The following is a 15,748-nucleotide window of genomic DNA, read 5'->3' on the forward strand; positions in this document are numbered from 1 at the left end:
GATAAACTGGTACCTCATCGACTTGTTTCCCTGGCGAAGAACGCTGCCGCCTTTTTTAATAAATCTCTCTCTTGCCGTAAAAGCTCGTTTTCCTTGCGCAAGCGGGCTAATTCTTTACTCGCATCCTCATGCGGCCCTGACAGTAAATCCTGATCCCGAAACTCCTTGATCCAGCGGTTCAGCGTAGCACGGCCCACACCCAGATCGGCGGCAATTTCAGGAATGGGTCGACCACTCACTTCTACCAGCCGCGCTGCTTCCCGCTTAAACTCTTCCGTGTAATGTTTGCGCCCCATAAAGTCCTCCTGATCTTAATGTATCAGAAGGCTCTCTACTTTTCCTGAGCCAGTCCAGCGCTTCCAAGGCAGACGATGCGAGATCGAGCGCACGACCTTCGCTGTCGTATCCCGCATAGAGAATCCAGCGGATTTCATCGGGCTTGGGTTCGCGGCCCAGAAGTCCCGTGACCTTCAGGATGAGCAATACACTAAGGCGTCGCGATAGCGCTGACGCATCCTCCTTGTCAGGCTCTTTGAGAAGGATGTCCTGATAGCATGCGCGTTCTTCGCTTGCCGGATCGATTTCGGAGGGTGCGAGCGCAGAAAACTCATCGAGTTCGGACAGGCCGACAGAACCGCGCTTGATGATTTCGAAGAAGCGGCTGGCAAGCGATCCTATCGCATCATCGAATACGGCAGCCAATGGCTCGCCGACTTCTTCGGTCAGTACAGGTATGGGATGTCCGACAGTTGTGAGGATGCCGATCTCAGAAACCTGACTGCCATAAGCAGCACCATAGGCACCCCACGCTTGCTGAAGATAATGTGTCTCGCTGCCGGGTTCGGCCTCCTGCGCGAAATCGATGGTATCGCTGTTGGCGCTGTTCAGTTTCTTCGTGGTCTAATCAATCCCCGCAACACCGGTTTCGCCGCCATGCCGACAGGCGATCAGGGCATAAAGCGCTTCGGTGCGGCGGATGTAGCGTTTCCAGGTCTCGGGATTGGTGTCGCCGATATTCTGGCCGTATGCCCGGTTGAGCCAAGCGTAGAGGCCATAATAGCGCATGCGCAGCGTCACATTACTGATGCCGGGTAGGAAGGTTTGGTAAAGATTGACGCTGCTATTCTGCATGCCTAGCGGATCGAGCCCGTTTTTGCTCTGGTACTCTGTCCACTCTGGGAAATTCACCTGCCCGTTTTCTGCATCATCCATAAGCCAGCACTCCTAGTAATCGACTGATGAGAAAGCATACTGTGTGAGGACGAGCATAAGGTCAAACTACTTTTGAGCAGCCCGCAATACCCGGAGCCCTCTGGAACTGCCTCTTTACCAATGCCAGGGCGAACGGCCGAAATGTAGGCAAAAGTGGAGGTAAGAACGTACTGCAGAATTAGCTAATTTTGACTTGGAGGAGCTGCCCTTTGCGCTCCGCCTGAACGTCAGCTTTCGGAAACGTGAAACAAGAGGGACAGTATCCGGTTACTGTGCATCTCGGCCGCTCGTCTAGGGCGCAGCGAACGACAGCAATCCGCCCATAGAGACTAGGTGGGTAGGTTCAATCGTAAACTGATGTCTTGCAGCAGCTGTTACTGCCTCAAGCGTCCGCAAATGATCAAAAAGCCACATGCAGCACACCTGAATATCCAAACAAGTACTACTTACTTTTACTTGTGGTGGTACTTTCTGTCCGCACCTTCAATCCTTGCATTAAACCGTCTACGAACCGCCGCCAACCGCATTCGGAAAGAGTAGTTGTAGTGTGGTAACCCACGCTTTGCCGAGTGTTCTCCATCAGCTCCTTGAAATATGCCGCATGAGAGTCATTGATCCGCACTAGCATGTAAGCAAGACCTCGAAGTCCGAGAAATCGGCGAGGAAGTCGAGAATATGCTCACCCACAGGATGCAGCCCGCCGCTATCACCTTTCAATTAAGCTGAAGGAATGAAATCTAGATCGAAATCCTTCAACTCACTCTTAATTGGTGCAAACAGAATGTTTTGTGCTCCTAGACAACCAAGGACCTATAAGTTCGAAACGGTTTTAAAGCTTCAAGAACTAAGTCAAGGTTAGCTTGTTTCACCACAAGCTCACAGCACAGCGATCTCCTAATCTAGAAAAAAGGAAAACCCTCATTAGCTTGGAGGACTTCCAACCCCTGAAAATCCATTAATGGGCATGAGTATTACTTCAAGCTCATCGAGAGAGTGCCCTTTATCTCGTTTTGCCATCAAATATTTTATGTTTTGTGTGGTCACATGTGTCGCGGTTTGCTTTACTTCTGTGATCTCTAGTTGCGCACGCCTTAACGTGGAGACTTTTTCAGGATTATTTGTAACCAATGAAAACCGTTTGACTTTCAGCGCTTTCAGCATTTTTGCTGCGATCAGGAAATCTCTCCCATCCTCTGGAAAATCTAAACTTCGGTTCGCCTCGAATGTATCTTGCCCTGCATCCTGTAGAAGATAGGCCTCGAGCTTTGAGTACAGCCCAATTCCGCGGCCTTCTTGGCGAAGATAGATCAAAACGCCATCATTGTATTTCATTTGCTCTATAAACTCAGCAAGCTGAGCACCACAATCACAACGTTTAGAACCAAACAAATCGCCGGTAATACATTCTGAATGAACCCGTACGAAAGGACTTGTCGCAACTTCTGGATCGCCAAAAATCACGGCAAAGTGTTCCTCGTGGTACCCTGCCCCTTTGAAACTAACAAAACGAACACGCTCGCTATCAAGACCGTCGAGATCAATTAAGACATCTGACCGAACTTCCATTTCATCCGCATTATCTACCAATTCTTGGTCATGTATGACACTTGCGAGATTTGTCATATGAACTACCTCCCGTGTAGTGAGTTAAGGATGTACTGAATAGAGGCGACCATCATAGGAGCCTGCAATAAATGCCTGAGTTGCCTCATCCCAGGTTAGAGATGAGATACCTGACAAAGTCGGTCTGACAGGTTTTCCAGTCCAGTTCTTCCGATTAACGTCAAATACTTGAATAGTCCCACCATAACTACCAGAAGCGATCAAGTCTCCTCGACTGCTTGAAGCCACACATTTTATCGAATGTCGGTGAGAACTCTTAAATACATCAGGTGACGAAACTCCGTTTCTCCAAAGACGCAAAGTTAAATCTCGAGAAACAGTCGCAAAACCACTTTCATAAACACAAAGATCATTCACGATACCATCATGAGCGCTTCCGATTTCGCTGATTATTTCTAAAGTATCAACATCCGTATACTTAATCTCACCATCCGAGGTGCCTGTCGCAATGATACCATTCTGACAAGCAATTCCTTTGATAGCTCCTGAGTGAACTTTGACTACTTTTGTCTCAGCCGGATCTTTTACGTTTAAATAGATTACATGACCCGAGTATGTCCCCACAGCAAGAAAAGTAGCCGCAGCGGATTTCACGATTACTGCACAGTTCAATGGTGAAGTATGTCTATATAACTCGGTGGCTGTTAAAGCATCAAAAACGATACCGGCTTGCCCCCCAGCAAAAATTTGCCCGTTAATCTCGACCACAAAATTGCATAACGTGCCTAAGTTAGCGATCTCCGCACCGCTCTTTTCCAAAACTCCGGCATCTCCGACGGAATAAATACCGTCGCTGCCAGTAAAAACAGCATTCACACCGGGGATTGATCCTACACGATCTGTATCCCAAACATCAGATGCTAAGTCCCAGGTTGCATATGTCGTCCCAAATGTCGCAAAGGCTATCACGTTTTCAGTTAGGAAACTCGCAGATCTAGCCCAAATGCATCTTGGGAAAGTTGATGTTTTGATCTTTGCTTCTAATGATCCCTTATTCAGATCCCAGATATGAACTCGATTATCATACCCCAATGAGACCAAACGCCTCTCTGCATCATCAACAAACAATAACTTGATTGCAGTTGTATGGGCGTCAAAAAAAGTAACATTATCATATGGATCAATGGACGCGATAGAACCATCACTGTTCCCTGCCAGAATTGTTCCATCTGTCAGTGTCACTAGAGTGTCTATGTCTACCCCGTCAATCGATCTAACCGCACGACATTCCCCAGTAAGAGTGTCCCAAGTACGGATTGTTCCATCCATGCCACATGATTGAAGCGTTCGATTATCTTTGCTCCAATCAAAATTCTCGATTAACCCTGTGTGTCCTACCAACCGCTTCTTGAACACACCATGAAGATCATGCACGGAAAGAGTGCCATCAAATGAACTAGTTGCTATTTGCTGCCCGTCCGGAGAAAAAGCAGCTTTAGAAACATCATCAGCGTGAACAGAAATTACACCGATCAATCTCATATCAGGAACACTCCAAACTCTAGCGGTGTAATCACTGCTTGAGCTAACCAGTAGAGTGCCATCAGGCGAAAAGTCGCATTGATTGACGAGATGATCATGTCGACCACATGCAAGCGCTTTGTTGGTCTGAGCACACCACAGGATGAGCTGATTGTCGTAGCCCGCAGTCGCAATATACTTATCAGAAAAAGTGGCTAGACCGCTAATTGGTCCGACATGAAAAATAGAATAAGCATTCATTGCATCGACTCCTCAAGATGCGTCCATAGCAACACGGAAACCCATAGCGTAAAGATCTGAGTGATAACGTCCATGGCGCCGTGTTACGCGACAAAGATCTGCATATCTTGCGAAGCTGCCACCACGAGCGATCCTATATGCTTGTCTATCCCGATTAAGGTCATCAGTGATATGTACCCCACCTGGGTATGGAGCATAATTACTACTCGTATACTCCTCGACATTGCCGGACATATCAAAGCATCCCACCCACGAGCGCCCTTGAGGGTAAATCCCTACAGGCGTCGTAAAATTTATTTTAGATTCGGCAGTGTTTGCATTCTCGACATGGAACTTATCTCCCCAAGGATAAACTTTCGATCCTGCTGCACATTCCCATTCAGGCTCACTTGGAAGACGAAAAGTTAGTCCCGTTTTGTCGCTCAACCACTCGCAGTAGTGATCTGCTGTCTTTTCACTAACAGTGAAAACAGGATGATTAGCGAACTCTGTAGGGTAGCGTCCTAATGACCATGACGACGGTATTTCAGAATTAGGATTATCTAGCAAAAATGCTAAATACTCTGAATTCGTAACGGGATAAATTGCGATTTTATAGGGAGATAGATGTATCGTATATTGTGGACATTCTTTTTCAATCCATTCGCGAATTACGCCTACATCAGAAAACTCAGAAACCACTTCATCAACGGCTTCATAAGGTAGCCCAAGATCTACTTGGCCGCCCTCTACTCGAACCATTTGAGGGACTTGCCCTGGTCTAATTCTAGGATCTCCCAAAAGGGCCAGAAGCATACCGCTCGCGAGACGATCATTAAACTGTCCAACCTCCAGTCCACGACAAGCCCGCTCAACTATCTCCTCTCCAGCATTCCCAACTAAATGACTGATCGATTGCGACACCTCTTTAGGTAGAGATAAATCAGAGCACATAGCAGGTGGTTTAGTCGCATCGACATCCATCCCATCTTCAGAAAATGATTGAATATTCGGACATTGCTCGGCAATCTTCTGCATTATCTACTTGCCCTCCCAAGATCAAAGTTTGCAGAAGTTTTGCGCCATAACGCAAAACTATAGTTATGAGCACGCCATCACGCTATGACATGCCGTACTTAAACTCTGCATCATTAACTATCCCGCTGTTTCGCACATTAAGAAGTGCAGCAGAATATTGAGCAAGCATACGAATGCCGTAGTCGAGCCTATCCCTTAAACGATCATTGTTCTCATTTAGCTCACCATTAAAAAGGCTCTCTACATTTCTCAAAATTACATGATCAGGTAGATAACAAATGTGACTGTTCTTATAGGCAAAGGCTCGTAACTCAGTCATCGGAGCAAACCCTCCTTCACCTGCTGAAACAGACACTATCAAAGCAGGCTTGTGACCAGTTTCTTTTACACTCGCGAGCATGAGTAGATTTTTTAGACGAGGTGGAACCATCCCACCCCATTCTGGAGTAACAATGATGAAAGCGTCAGAAGACGCCAAGTTCTCTGAGATTTCAAACCATCCATCCCAAGAAGAATGTCCGTCCCACACTCCTTCATTCCATATCTCGATGTCAGCAGAACAAAGTTCAATTCTATCAACTTCACCAAAAGCATTCAGTACAGCAGGCATGTTAGACAGATAGTCTGTTATTCTACTGCTTTGAGACTTTTCTCTATGACTTCCGTTAATTAAACAAAGTTTCATTGTAAGTTTTCCGCCTCACTTAACGCTAAGTTTGTTTCACCTACAGGCAAAATCTGCTCACTATGTATTATGTAGTTCTTTATTGTCCCACCACGCCCCATGATTGAAACTACGCCTGTCTTCGAAATATTAATCGCCTTCATGTGCTCGGCACCATAGTAACAGGAGTCCAGCACATCCCCACTAACAATATCTCCTAAATATATCCTATTTGCGTAGTTAACAAAAATGACGTAAGAACCAAATACGACAAAATCTTCTACAGTATTTGCCTCAGAATCCACGAACTGAACATCGTGATACCATACACCATCTTCTCTATATACTTTATCTATTGCCGATCTATGCGTTACAAGCAATGCATCAGGGCTTAACCACTTCATCCTCTTAGGCAGCTTACCTAAAGTCTTCTCAACAACCTGATGAGAGTTTGTATCAAGTAGGTATATAGAGCCACCTCGCTCACCAACTGCTAATATCTCTCCAGTCGGAGAAACTGCAATCGACCAGATCGGCTCGGATGAGCGAAAAATTTCTATAGTCTTATCATTTAGAAGCTGAAGCACACGACCATCTTCAAGAGCAACGTAGAAGCAACTGGTCTTAATACTAAAAGAAATGTCCCTGACTGCTGCGGAGAAATCAAAAGTCTTAATCTTCTGATTATCTTTGATTAAATAGCCCTTACCGCAAGTTGAACCGAGTAATGCTTCACTATTTTTTCCGAGCTCAATTCGTTTGAAATATCCACCGTCCAATGAAAGCTTCTGTAAGACTTGAGCAGTTCCCACAACCACTGGCCCATCAGACTGCAAACCAATTCTTAAGACCAGCCCCTCCTCACCACATGCAATAACATCATCGTTATGGTTGCAGCACGACCAAACAGCTGGAGGTGTCTGTTTAAACTCAGAAATTCTCTCTCCAGTGTCACAGTTGAACTTAATAATTGATCCATCGCGAACCTGCACAAAAGCTATAGAGGGATCCGCCTCACTAAACTTCACCCATCTCGTCTTAAATGGAGCTTTAAATGCAACTTTTATTGGATTTAGGTTGGCTGGATCGATTTCATAGACGTTTCTATCAAAACTTGATGCCAGCAAGCGTCCACCTTTGCTCCTCGTAATATGTTCAAGGTCATCATTAGTAAACAGCTCTCCAAACTCACAATCCAATGCAAAAGTATCAGTCTTCCGAACAACAACTCTGACTAGAAACCGCTGATCACACGCTGCAATAAACTCATCTGGACCAACCTCCTCAAACCAATGAAAAGTTTCAACGATCTTGTGAGGAGAAACAAATGTCTCAACATGACCATTGGCATAAACACCAATGCAGCCATTATTTGTTCCGAAAAGAGCATAACTACCACATGAAGAGTACTTAGTTGTTATGATGTCATAGAAAGAAGCTCGACCAGAACTTAAAACGTTCCCCTGAAAGTCCAACTCAACAATGGAAGAGTTACCCGTCCGAGTGATCAATTTCGCTTCAGTCGGGTGAAGATCAACGGCCTGAGATGTCGAGTGAATAGGTTCGACATCATCAATGCCTTCGAGGCGGATGTTTTTCCGAAAAATCTGACTGATGGAATTTTGATCATCATACGATCCGAGAAAGATCTCACGTCCACCACCCATTGCAGCGATTAGTTTACGCGCAGGACAAATGGAAATTCCGTCGATCATTCCATCGTGAGCTGCAAACTCACCTTGAACATCAAGTTGCTCATTTAGGATCAAAATCTTGCCGTATCGAGTGCCTGCGAACAGCATCTTGGCTTGGCCATCATATGCAAATGAGTTAGCCGACTGGTAGAACATATCCGCCCCCAGGAAGAAAGATTAAAGCCGAGAGTTTCCCCTCGGCCGTATTCCATAAGTAAACAAGAAACTATGTTTACTTTTCACCACGCACGCGGAGTTGCTTGTTTCCGCGAACATTATTATTACCTGTACGTTTAGTAGTCTTTCTCAAAATAACCATGCTTACATCTCCTAATTAAAGCGTGAGTTACTAAGGAAATGTACTTATTGACCAAATACACGTCAAACAAAAAAGCACTTAGATTAAATTTTCTAATTTTAGGATTTGCTTTTTTACTTGATATTTAAGCAATTATTCTTTACAAAGATGATTAATGCATAAAAAATTATAACTAACTCGAAGTAAGATATCCTGATATTCTCCGAATCAGAAATACAAAAAAGGCGAGCAAAGCGGAGATAAGATGAAGCTTCTAATATTATTTTTTGCAAATTTCATAGCATCGATTGCGATGGGAATCTCACTCACAATTGTGCCTTGGGAACTCGCTCAAACCAGCGGTGGTGCAAAATTCTTAGCTTTTACGGCCACCTGGTCTACCGCAGTGTTAATATTTGTTTCCCCTATCGCCGGACGTTTAGTCGACAGCATATCACGACGCTATTCGCTAATATTATGTGTTGTTATCATGGCAGTCGTTTTACAGTTAGCTGCTATCGCTTACGGTAGCCAAGTATTCAAGGTTATCAGTTTAAGCGCTTTCTATTTCTGCTCCCAAATATTTTTCCTGTTTTTTTACAATGCATTAAGCGCATTCATACAAGAAATTTTCGACGATACAGAACGCGGCAAAGTGAATGGTTGGATGCAGGCCGAGATGCAGGCCGCGACTTTCGTCGTCGGCCTTCTAATGATTTACTTGGTAAATGAAAGAGATTTCCAGCTTGCTCTTATGATAAATGGTGGCTTGCTGGTAATTGCTGCGATTTTACTCCGTTTAATTCCATACACTCAGGAAAAGAGACCCGCTCGAGCAAAAATTTCTAAAGATGTCTATCGCGTTATATTTAGTCGACTAGATCTAATTTTACTCGGCATTGGCGGTAACATTACCTTCGTCTGCGTAATGATGCTAAACATCATTCATCCAGTCTATTTCAACAATGTACTTAATCTAGAAATTGCAGCCTTAGCACAACTTTCCATATCTTTCGGCATAGGCGCGGGCTTGGGAGGTTTCTTTATTGGGAGGTTTGTTTCTGACACCTCCGCATTACCTATTATCAAAATCTGCCTTCTTGTCTATTCAGGATCACTTTTGACAATCTGCCTGAATCCTCAATTAGTGACAATCTTAGTACTGTATGGCGTTATGGGCGCTACCGGTTCTGCAATTCGAGTAGCCTACAATACCTACGTCATGAGTGTGATAGATACATCGATTTTCGGAAGTTATTTAGGTGTCATCAGCACACTAACTTATATACAACGAACTATATTTGGCCTCATACTCGGCTTGATAATAAGTGCTTTCCCAAACTCAAACTATTACTGGTTTGCTTTTGCAATCATTTCGTTCGGGGCTCTTTGTATTCTAATCGCTTCGGTAACTACATCTGAGCAAAAACTAGAAATGGAATACTAGGAAATCAAAACACCACTATTGGCTCTCTTATTGAAGAGCTTTGAGCGGGAAATAGAGACTGAAGATGTCTTCTATAACTAAATTCTATGAGAATATACGGCACATAACCATCTTTCAGTCTTTATCGCTAAATCACTGCCTTTCGTTCTGGCTGAGTTAGCCAGTGCATGTTTTGTAGATGAGATTGGCAAGCCTGATCTTTGTGATAGCGAGTAACAGTCCTACGCAGCGGATGAGTAAACCCATGTCATGTTTCTGATAGGCAAACACATGATAAGCTGCGCTCTATACTTTGCCCCAGCTTTTGCCAAACGCACATTGGCGGCCAGCGATTTGCCTTTCGTTTTTTGGAGCTGAACCTGAGAGATAAGCCCATTGATCTTTATGAAGTTCACATTCTGTATGGAGCAGTCGGCACTATCTACCCAGCCCAGCGACCAGGTGTTGGCTGTACCTACTAGCCCACGGTACAATTGCCAGCCATTTCCGAAGAAATGCGGTAATTCAACTAACCAAATTGAGAAAGGTTTTCTCACCAATAATCTCAAGTTTTTGACCGCGAGCAATACATTCTTCTGCTTTTCGGTGCTTACTGCTCTTCTCATGATCAGCAAGCCGGGCAAGATCTTGTTCACCAACAACGACGAGAGTGGTCCTTTTTGTTACTCCTGAATCGACAGTCATGCCCACGTTAGCGGCAATGCCAGCTGCTTCTCGTCGGCTCATTTCAAGTTTGCCTGTAAAGACAATAATATGGTCGGTATGTGAACCTTCGGGATTGGGCTCAACATGAATTGACTTTGAAGGACTTCGCCTAACTTGACGAGATGCATCTTTCCATTCATCTACACTTAACCCGCTTTTCTCAAGTGCTTTTAGCATGACCCATGCTGTACACTTCGCGTCCTCTCCGGCATCGTGATGTTTGAAGGAAAAACCAAACTCCATCGCTAAGTTGCTTAACCCATAACCTCGTTTTCCAAATCTATCTGGCCAAGTTCGTCGCACGACCCTTGTACTATCTATCCATTCAGAAAGCGGGTTTTTTACATCATATTTTTCTGATGCTTCTACCATAGCATTTCTATCAAAGGCGCTGTGGCTAATCGCGATGTTGTTCTCAAACAACGGACCATACTTGCCAACCAAATCAGGAAACAGCATAGCTCCCTCTACAAGGTCTTCATCAATGCCGTGTATACTGATGTTGCCCCAATCAAATGTCTCTTCAGGATTAATCAGCTCTGAGAAAACATTCACCACCATGCCGTCTTTCACTGTGGCAATACCAATCTGACAAATGCTGCCCCGAGACCCGTTTGCAGTTTCAAGATCGAAAGTAATAAAGTCAAAATCAATCTTTGTTAGCGCAGTAGAAGCAACGTCTGAGCATGAACTTGACTTGGGATGAGACGATAAATTTTTGAATATTCTCATTGCATTACCTGCTCTTCATCAGTGACGAGCAAACGTCATCAAGAGGTCTGTTAAACACCTACGAGAAATCTCATTGCTTGCTTTGTGAGCAACCAATACAACACAAACAAACGTAACAACACTTGACTAACGTCCCACAGAAGGCGTTTCCGTTACACTATCTATTGATCCGTGAGAAAACATGCCAATGTTTAATAACGAAGCAAGAAACACTAGGGCAAATGTCTGTCCAAAGTAGCAAACACCCCTGCATTCTTCCAGAGGCTTCGATTTCCGATCACGTATAGAAAGCCCTTAGCTCTTGTCACAGCGACATTGACGAGATTGGGTTTGCCACCTGCCCATGCTCGGGCTCCGTTTTGCGATTGTGCTTGTGCTCCCAGCACAAAGAAGACAATCTCGGCTTCACGACCTTGTACAGTGTGGACAGTGCCGACGTGCTCATAGACCCATGAATTTGGCTTCTCCACCCAATCTTGCAAAACACCACTATTCAGAATTTCTCTGCGAAGGTTGTCTTGTACGATTACGAATGGCGTTACGACATAGATATCAGCGTTTTTTCCTGATGCTCGCAGCTTAGATAGCATCTCAATCAGCACTTTGGCCTCTTGAACACACCATTTATCTTGAGTTGCCGTACCTTTGACATCTATCCATGAAGAACGACCCAAAACTGTCTCAGATGGCTTGCCTGCCTTCGCTTGGACCATCAAATTCGAATAAGCGATTTCATTTGAAATTTCGAACATCGGGCTACTGCATCTACGGTGCACCAACAACGGGGCACCTACATCACGATAGCCACTTCCTGATGGAAAGCGAGCACCATAGACACTTGCAGTGTCAGCAAGGGTTTGTACGGAAGCCTCTGGCGCATTGAATTTCAATGGATCGATAGCAAAGTAAGCACAAATCTCTTCTGTCAGACTATTTGGGAGTGTCACGACTGGTTCGATTTGAAGAGGATCTCCTACCACCACTGCTTGCCGTGACCTCATAAGCGCACCTACAGCAGCTTGCGGCACAGCCTGCCCTGCTTCATCAATGAGCAACCAACCTAAGCTCTCAGTACCTAGACGCGTAAACATACGGTCAATAGAAGCAAATGTTGTCGAGACCACTGGGACAACAAGAAAGAACGATGCCCAGAGATCTGGAAGCAGCGCATCCTTCGCAGGTGAGCCTAAGCTGCGGGTACCAAAGTTTTGTATAAAGATCGCTAGATTCTGTTTGAGCCGATCAGCGCAGCAATCAATAAATGCCCGGTGAACAGATACAGCCGCCTCGAAGATCTCATCACGCATGCGGCTTCCAAGTCTATCGAACCAAACACTCGACGTCTGGAGTTGCTCATGAGGCATTGAGAAAAACTGTTCATCAGGAACAATAGCAGCACAACGTTCTCGCGCAGCCTTCACGGTTTGCTTCAATCTCACTTCTGCAGCCAGTACCTCTTCAAACTTTTTCTCAGCGTCTTCAAGGCGTAGCTTCTTTTCTGTCAGGACGTCAAAATAGCGTTCTGCCTCCTTCTTAATTGCAGCTAGCTCACATTCACAATCCTTTAGCCAGGAGCAAGCTTTATCAAAATGAGACGCCCAGTCGCGAAAGGACTGTGTTCGAAAAAGTCGGGCAAAAAAGCCAGGTCGCCGCTCATAAAGATCCTGCTTTTTTCCGTTAGAAACCGTAACTAGCTCTCGAGCTCTCTCTCGCTGCGCATCAATCTCAGTGTAACGCTTCCCTAGCTCTTCAAAGTCAGACTTAATCCTAGAAATCTTCGGGGTATTCTCCTCAAGCCATCTGGTCGCTTTTTCCAATTGGCTGACCTGCACATGAACTTTTTGGAGCTCGTTTTGAAGTTGCTTAAATGTGTCAAACGCTTCTTTGAACCTTGACCTTGTCTGCCCCCATCGAGCTTTTGCTTCTCGTGAGTTATTTGGAGCTTGCTCTAGGTCTATAATCTTTCGATAGCGCCTTCGGACACTTCCATCCTCTTGTTCTTCGTTAATGATTTGAGGAACGCCAGATGCATGATTGAGGTAGGTAGATAGCCCAGTTTCCGGGTCACGCCAAAATCTCTGCGAAAAGTTGTATCTGTTGGACTTATTCCCGAGAACGGCTGAAATTACGCCCCACGTCTCAGTTTCAAGGATGCTATCAGAGATCGTCTTAAAGTACCTCAGTTCAGGAGCATCATCCGCTACCGCATTCAGCGAGGGCAACTCGGCACTTACATTCTCTACGGCCTTATTGTTTGATGAGGCGACAACCATCTCAAACCCTTTAAGGCGTGCATCTAACTCATGAAGAGTTACCTTTGCGTTGTTTCTTTGCAACTTAACATTTGTCGGCTTGAATGCACTTTCAGGACTAGAAAAACTGCACATGACCTCAGCCCGTTCAATAATGCGCGCAGCGACAACATCTCTGAGAAGTGTTGTTTTTCCAGTACCTGGAGGCCCATTTACTCCCAAAATGCCAGTAGTGAGTTGTTGCTTGCTCGAAGCATTGACTGCAGCTTGTTGAAGCAGAGCTAGGGGAAAGCGCCCTCTGCTTGCCCATCGACCAGTTGGGGTCAGTGCCGGTTGCAAAAGCTCTTGAAGTGCATCTGTGTCTTCTAACAGATCCTTTCGACCATCTACATGCTCAGCTTTCAAATAGTGTTTTAGGCCGTGAGGTAATTGACCAGCGGAAGCTAAGTTTCGCGCTTTAGCGAGATCTCCAAGAAAGAATTAAGTAGCGTGCTTTCTGGTGGTGTTTTGCTACCATAAAATTCATAAACCCTTATAGCAAACGACGGCTCTTTGATCTTATGGCCCACCAAGCCTAAGCGACTTGTTAACTCGCCAAAAACATCGCTGATGGACTGTTTACTGAGAGGAATTAGCTCGCCCTCATCATCTCGCTGAAACAATCTCTTCCGCAAGAAAGCTATAATCTGCTTCTCTGCTACGGGCCAGGCTGCCAGCTTTTCCAGATCTCCATTAAGAGCAATTGGCATACCCCAAGTAAAACTCGAAACACCAATTGAGTTTTCCTCGTCAACCGGTCGTCCATCTTTATCAAGAAGGACGGTAGCAATTGCATTTTGCCCACGCATGCTCGGCTTATCTGGGCGTTTATCCGCATAACATTTAAGGAGCGCTTCCACTGCAGGAGCCAGCTCAACTGCTCCTAAAAATAGCTCGTAGTAGAGCCTTTTGTTTGGTCTTGATTTTTCTCCAACAATCCAAGGTAACTCTCGCTTATCAAATCGGGCGATACGGCTTCTATCTCCCCCAACAAGATCTTCTTTCCGTCGATAGCCTTGGGGGGAGAGAACTTCTAACGCTGTCCATGCACTGAGAATACTCTGAGAATCATCTGCAACTTCAGACACGCTCGGAGATTGCTTTCTTACGGTAAAGCTTTTTCCCTGGTTCGCTTGTTCTACGACGTCTGCAACATCCCAAGCTTGGTTGGAATAGTTATTGATGGTTGGAGTTTCAGTAAGGCTGTCGCTTTGCTGCAGATAAGCTACGCTATCCCGCGCCTGAAGCACGTTTTCTTTCAAACTCAAGGCACGACCAGTTTTACGATGCTCTAGCTCATCTAACAGCAGATTAAGGATATCTGCATCACCACGATTGTTTGCAAACGTGTCTTCCAAATCAGAAATTGATTTATTGAAAAAAGGCCTTACAGACATGCTTTAAGATCCATGCATCATCACTATTTTATTCAATATCTCCTTATAGTTTCAATCTGCATACGTTCACAACTAATGGATTTAACTTATTGAGCTATTTCAGGATGGCATTGCTTCTGGCGAGTTTGCAATCGTGGCGATTACTCCCCTCCTTCCAACCCAGCCTCAATCCGCTCCCCAACCGTCTCTGACAACACCCGGATTGGATGCGCATCATGGTTTACATAGCGATTGGTGATGGTCACGTTGCGGTGGCGTAGGAGGTGGCTGATAAGGAAGGCGTTGCTGCCTGCTTGGGCTGCGAAGGTGCCAACCGTGTGGCGTAAGTCGTGGATGCGCACATCAGGGATGCCTGCATGATAACGCACGCGCTGCCATGCGTTCTCCACCAGCTCCTTGGTAATATGCCGTGTTGGATCATTGATCCGAGCCAACACATAAGGCGAGTCCTCAAGGTGAGGAATGTCAGCAAGGATATCGAGAACATTCTCACTCACCGGATGCGGTTTGCGCCCGTCGCCTTTCTTGGAGGGCAACGCAATTGTGCCTTGGTCAAAGTCCACGTGATCCCATTCAAGCGATGCGATCTCCATGAGCCTCGCTCCAGTGTAAAGCAGCAACTTCAGGCAATAGAGCGCCATGGGGTTCACAGGCGTCCGACGTTTCTCAATGTCATGGCTCAGATGCTTTCGATTTTCAGGCTTGGCTTTGATGATCCAGGGCAGCCCCTCCTTCTCATCAATCTTCAACGTCTTGCCCAAACGCTGTAGCTCTTCACCTGAAAGAAAACGATCCCGCTCATTTTCCTTGTAGCGCTTCACAAGCCGCACCGGATTGCTATGCTCAGGCCTTAAGCCCCACACCTCAGCCAGATTGAACGCTTTGGATATGATCGCTAGCACATGATTAGCCTGCCTTGGTGTTCGCCTCATAGAGCGATGCAACT

The 15,748-nt window shown here is 45.5% G+C and carries 12 protein-coding genes and 1 pseudogene; 1 reads left to right on the plus strand and 12 read right to left on the minus strand.

Translation table 11 applies throughout. The features are described 5' to 3' along the window. The 8 genes and pseudogenes from BM231_RS26035 to BM231_RS26070 all read right to left on the minus strand — a co-directional run. Positions 1 to 296 (minus strand): annotated as a pseudogene (locus tag BM231_RS26035) (transposase); the annotation flags it as partial. Further along, on the minus strand, positions 265 to 702 hold the full coding sequence (locus BM231_RS26040) for a hypothetical protein (protein WP_093524249.1): 438 nt from the start codon (positions 700 to 702) through the stop codon (positions 265 to 267). The pseudogene BM231_RS26035 and the gene BM231_RS26040, both read right to left, overlap by 32 nt. 198 nt (positions 703 to 900) lie before the next feature. Beyond that, positions 901 to 1,212, minus strand: coding sequence for a hypothetical protein (locus BM231_RS26045; RefSeq protein ID WP_093524251.1), 312 nt, complete (start codon positions 1,210 to 1,212; stop codon positions 901 to 903). Between the two features lie 921 nt (positions 1,213 to 2,133). After that, positions 2,134 to 2,835 carry a GTP cyclohydrolase II RibA gene (gene ribA, locus BM231_RS26050; RefSeq protein WP_167550336.1) on the minus strand — a complete coding sequence of 234 codons (702 nt, stop codon included), beginning with the start codon at positions 2,833 to 2,835 and terminating at the stop codon, positions 2,134 to 2,136. A 24-nt stretch (positions 2,836 to 2,859) separates the two neighbouring features. Beyond that, complete coding sequence (locus BM231_RS26055) at positions 2,860 to 4,557, minus strand: WD40 repeat domain-containing protein (RefSeq protein WP_093524253.1); 1,698 nt, start codon at positions 4,555 to 4,557, stop codon at positions 2,860 to 2,862. Between the two features lie 12 nt (positions 4,558 to 4,569). Next, positions 4,570 to 5,574, minus strand: a complete 1,005-nt coding sequence (locus BM231_RS26060; RefSeq protein WP_093524255.1) for a formylglycine-generating enzyme family protein — start codon at positions 5,572 to 5,574, stop codon at positions 4,570 to 4,572. 82 nt (positions 5,575 to 5,656) lie between these two features. Further along, complete coding sequence (locus BM231_RS26065; protein WP_093524257.1) at positions 5,657 to 6,259, minus strand: NADPH-dependent FMN reductase; 603 nt, start codon at positions 6,257 to 6,259, stop codon at positions 5,657 to 5,659. Continuing rightward, positions 6,256 to 8,088 (minus strand): WD40 repeat domain-containing protein, encoded by a 1,833-nt coding sequence (locus tag BM231_RS26070; RefSeq protein ID WP_093524259.1) that lies wholly within the window; start codon positions 8,086 to 8,088, stop codon positions 6,256 to 6,258. Before BM231_RS26070 ends, BM231_RS26065 begins: the two co-directional genes overlap by 4 nt. Before the next feature lie 407 nt (positions 8,089 to 8,495). On the opposite strand from BM231_RS26070, the gene BM231_RS26075 reads away from it, so the two are divergent. Then, the gene (locus BM231_RS26075; RefSeq protein ID WP_093524261.1) at positions 8,496 to 9,677 is read left to right on the plus strand and encodes an MFS transporter; all 1,182 of its coding nucleotides are present in this window, start codon (positions 8,496 to 8,498) and stop codon (positions 9,675 to 9,677) included. A 504-nt stretch (positions 9,678 to 10,181) separates the two neighbouring features. Here the strand turns inward: BM231_RS26075 and BM231_RS26085 are convergent. The 4 genes from BM231_RS26085 to BM231_RS27290 all read right to left on the minus strand — a co-directional run bounded on the left by BM231_RS26085 (position 10,182) and on the right by BM231_RS27290 (position 15,704). Next, entirely contained in the window at positions 10,182 to 11,114 is a 933-nt protein-coding gene (locus BM231_RS26085) for a BRCT domain-containing protein (RefSeq protein WP_093524265.1), read from the minus strand. Positions 11,115 to 11,326: 212 nt separating this feature from the next. Then, positions 11,327 to 13,771: a DEAD/DEAH box helicase gene (locus BM231_RS26090; RefSeq protein WP_208860666.1), complete on the minus strand. Its 2,445-nt coding sequence runs from the start codon at positions 13,769 to 13,771 to the stop codon at positions 11,327 to 11,329. A gap of 38 nt (positions 13,772 to 13,809) precedes the next feature. Further along, on the minus strand, positions 13,810 to 14,802 hold the full coding sequence (locus BM231_RS27285) for a hypothetical protein (protein WP_208860667.1): 993 nt from the start codon (positions 14,800 to 14,802) through the stop codon (positions 13,810 to 13,812). Positions 14,803 to 14,942: 140 nt separating this feature from the next. Continuing rightward, positions 14,943 to 15,704 (minus strand): site-specific integrase, encoded by a 762-nt coding sequence (locus BM231_RS27290; RefSeq protein WP_208860668.1) that lies wholly within the window; start codon positions 15,702 to 15,704, stop codon positions 14,943 to 14,945. Positions 15,705 to 15,748 lie beyond the last annotated feature (44 nt).

Source organism: Pseudovibrio ascidiaceicola, from assembly GCF_900114245.1.
In the GTDB taxonomy this organism is placed as follows: Bacteria; Pseudomonadota; Alphaproteobacteria; order Rhizobiales; family Stappiaceae; genus Pseudovibrio; species Pseudovibrio ascidiaceicola.

What these genes read in the sequence shown, in the direction of transcription:
- BM231_RS26045 (WP_093524251.1), bottom strand. Translation starts at nt 1,212, where the DNA reads ATGGATGATGCAGAAAACGGGCAGGTGAATTTCCCAGAGTGGACAGAG.
- ribA (WP_167550336.1), bottom strand. Translation starts at nt 2,835, where the DNA reads ATGACAAATCTCGCAAGTGTCATACATGACCAAGAATTGGTAGATAAT.
- BM231_RS26055 (WP_093524253.1), bottom strand. Translation starts at nt 4,557, where the DNA reads ATGAATGCTTATTCTATTTTTCATGTCGGACCAATTAGCGGTCTAGCC.
- BM231_RS26060 (WP_093524255.1), bottom strand. Translation starts at nt 5,574, where the DNA reads ATGCAGAAGATTGCCGAGCAATGTCCGAATATTCAATCATTTTCTGAA.
- BM231_RS26065 (WP_093524257.1), bottom strand. Translation starts at nt 6,259, where the DNA reads ATGAAACTTTGTTTAATTAACGGAAGTCATAGAGAAAAGTCTCAAAGC.
- BM231_RS26070 (WP_093524259.1), bottom strand. Translation starts at nt 8,088, where the DNA reads ATGTTCTACCAGTCGGCTAACTCATTTGCATATGATGGCCAAGCCAAG.
- BM231_RS26075 (WP_093524261.1), top strand. Translation starts at nt 8,496, where the DNA reads ATGAAGCTTCTAATATTATTTTTTGCAAATTTCATAGCATCGATTGCG.
- BM231_RS26085 (WP_093524265.1), bottom strand. Translation starts at nt 11,114, where the DNA reads ATGAGAATATTCAAAAATTTATCGTCTCATCCCAAGTCAAGTTCATGC.
- BM231_RS27285 (WP_208860667.1), bottom strand. Translation starts at nt 14,802, where the DNA reads ATGTCTGTAAGGCCTTTTTTCAATAAATCAATTTCTGATTTGGAAGAC.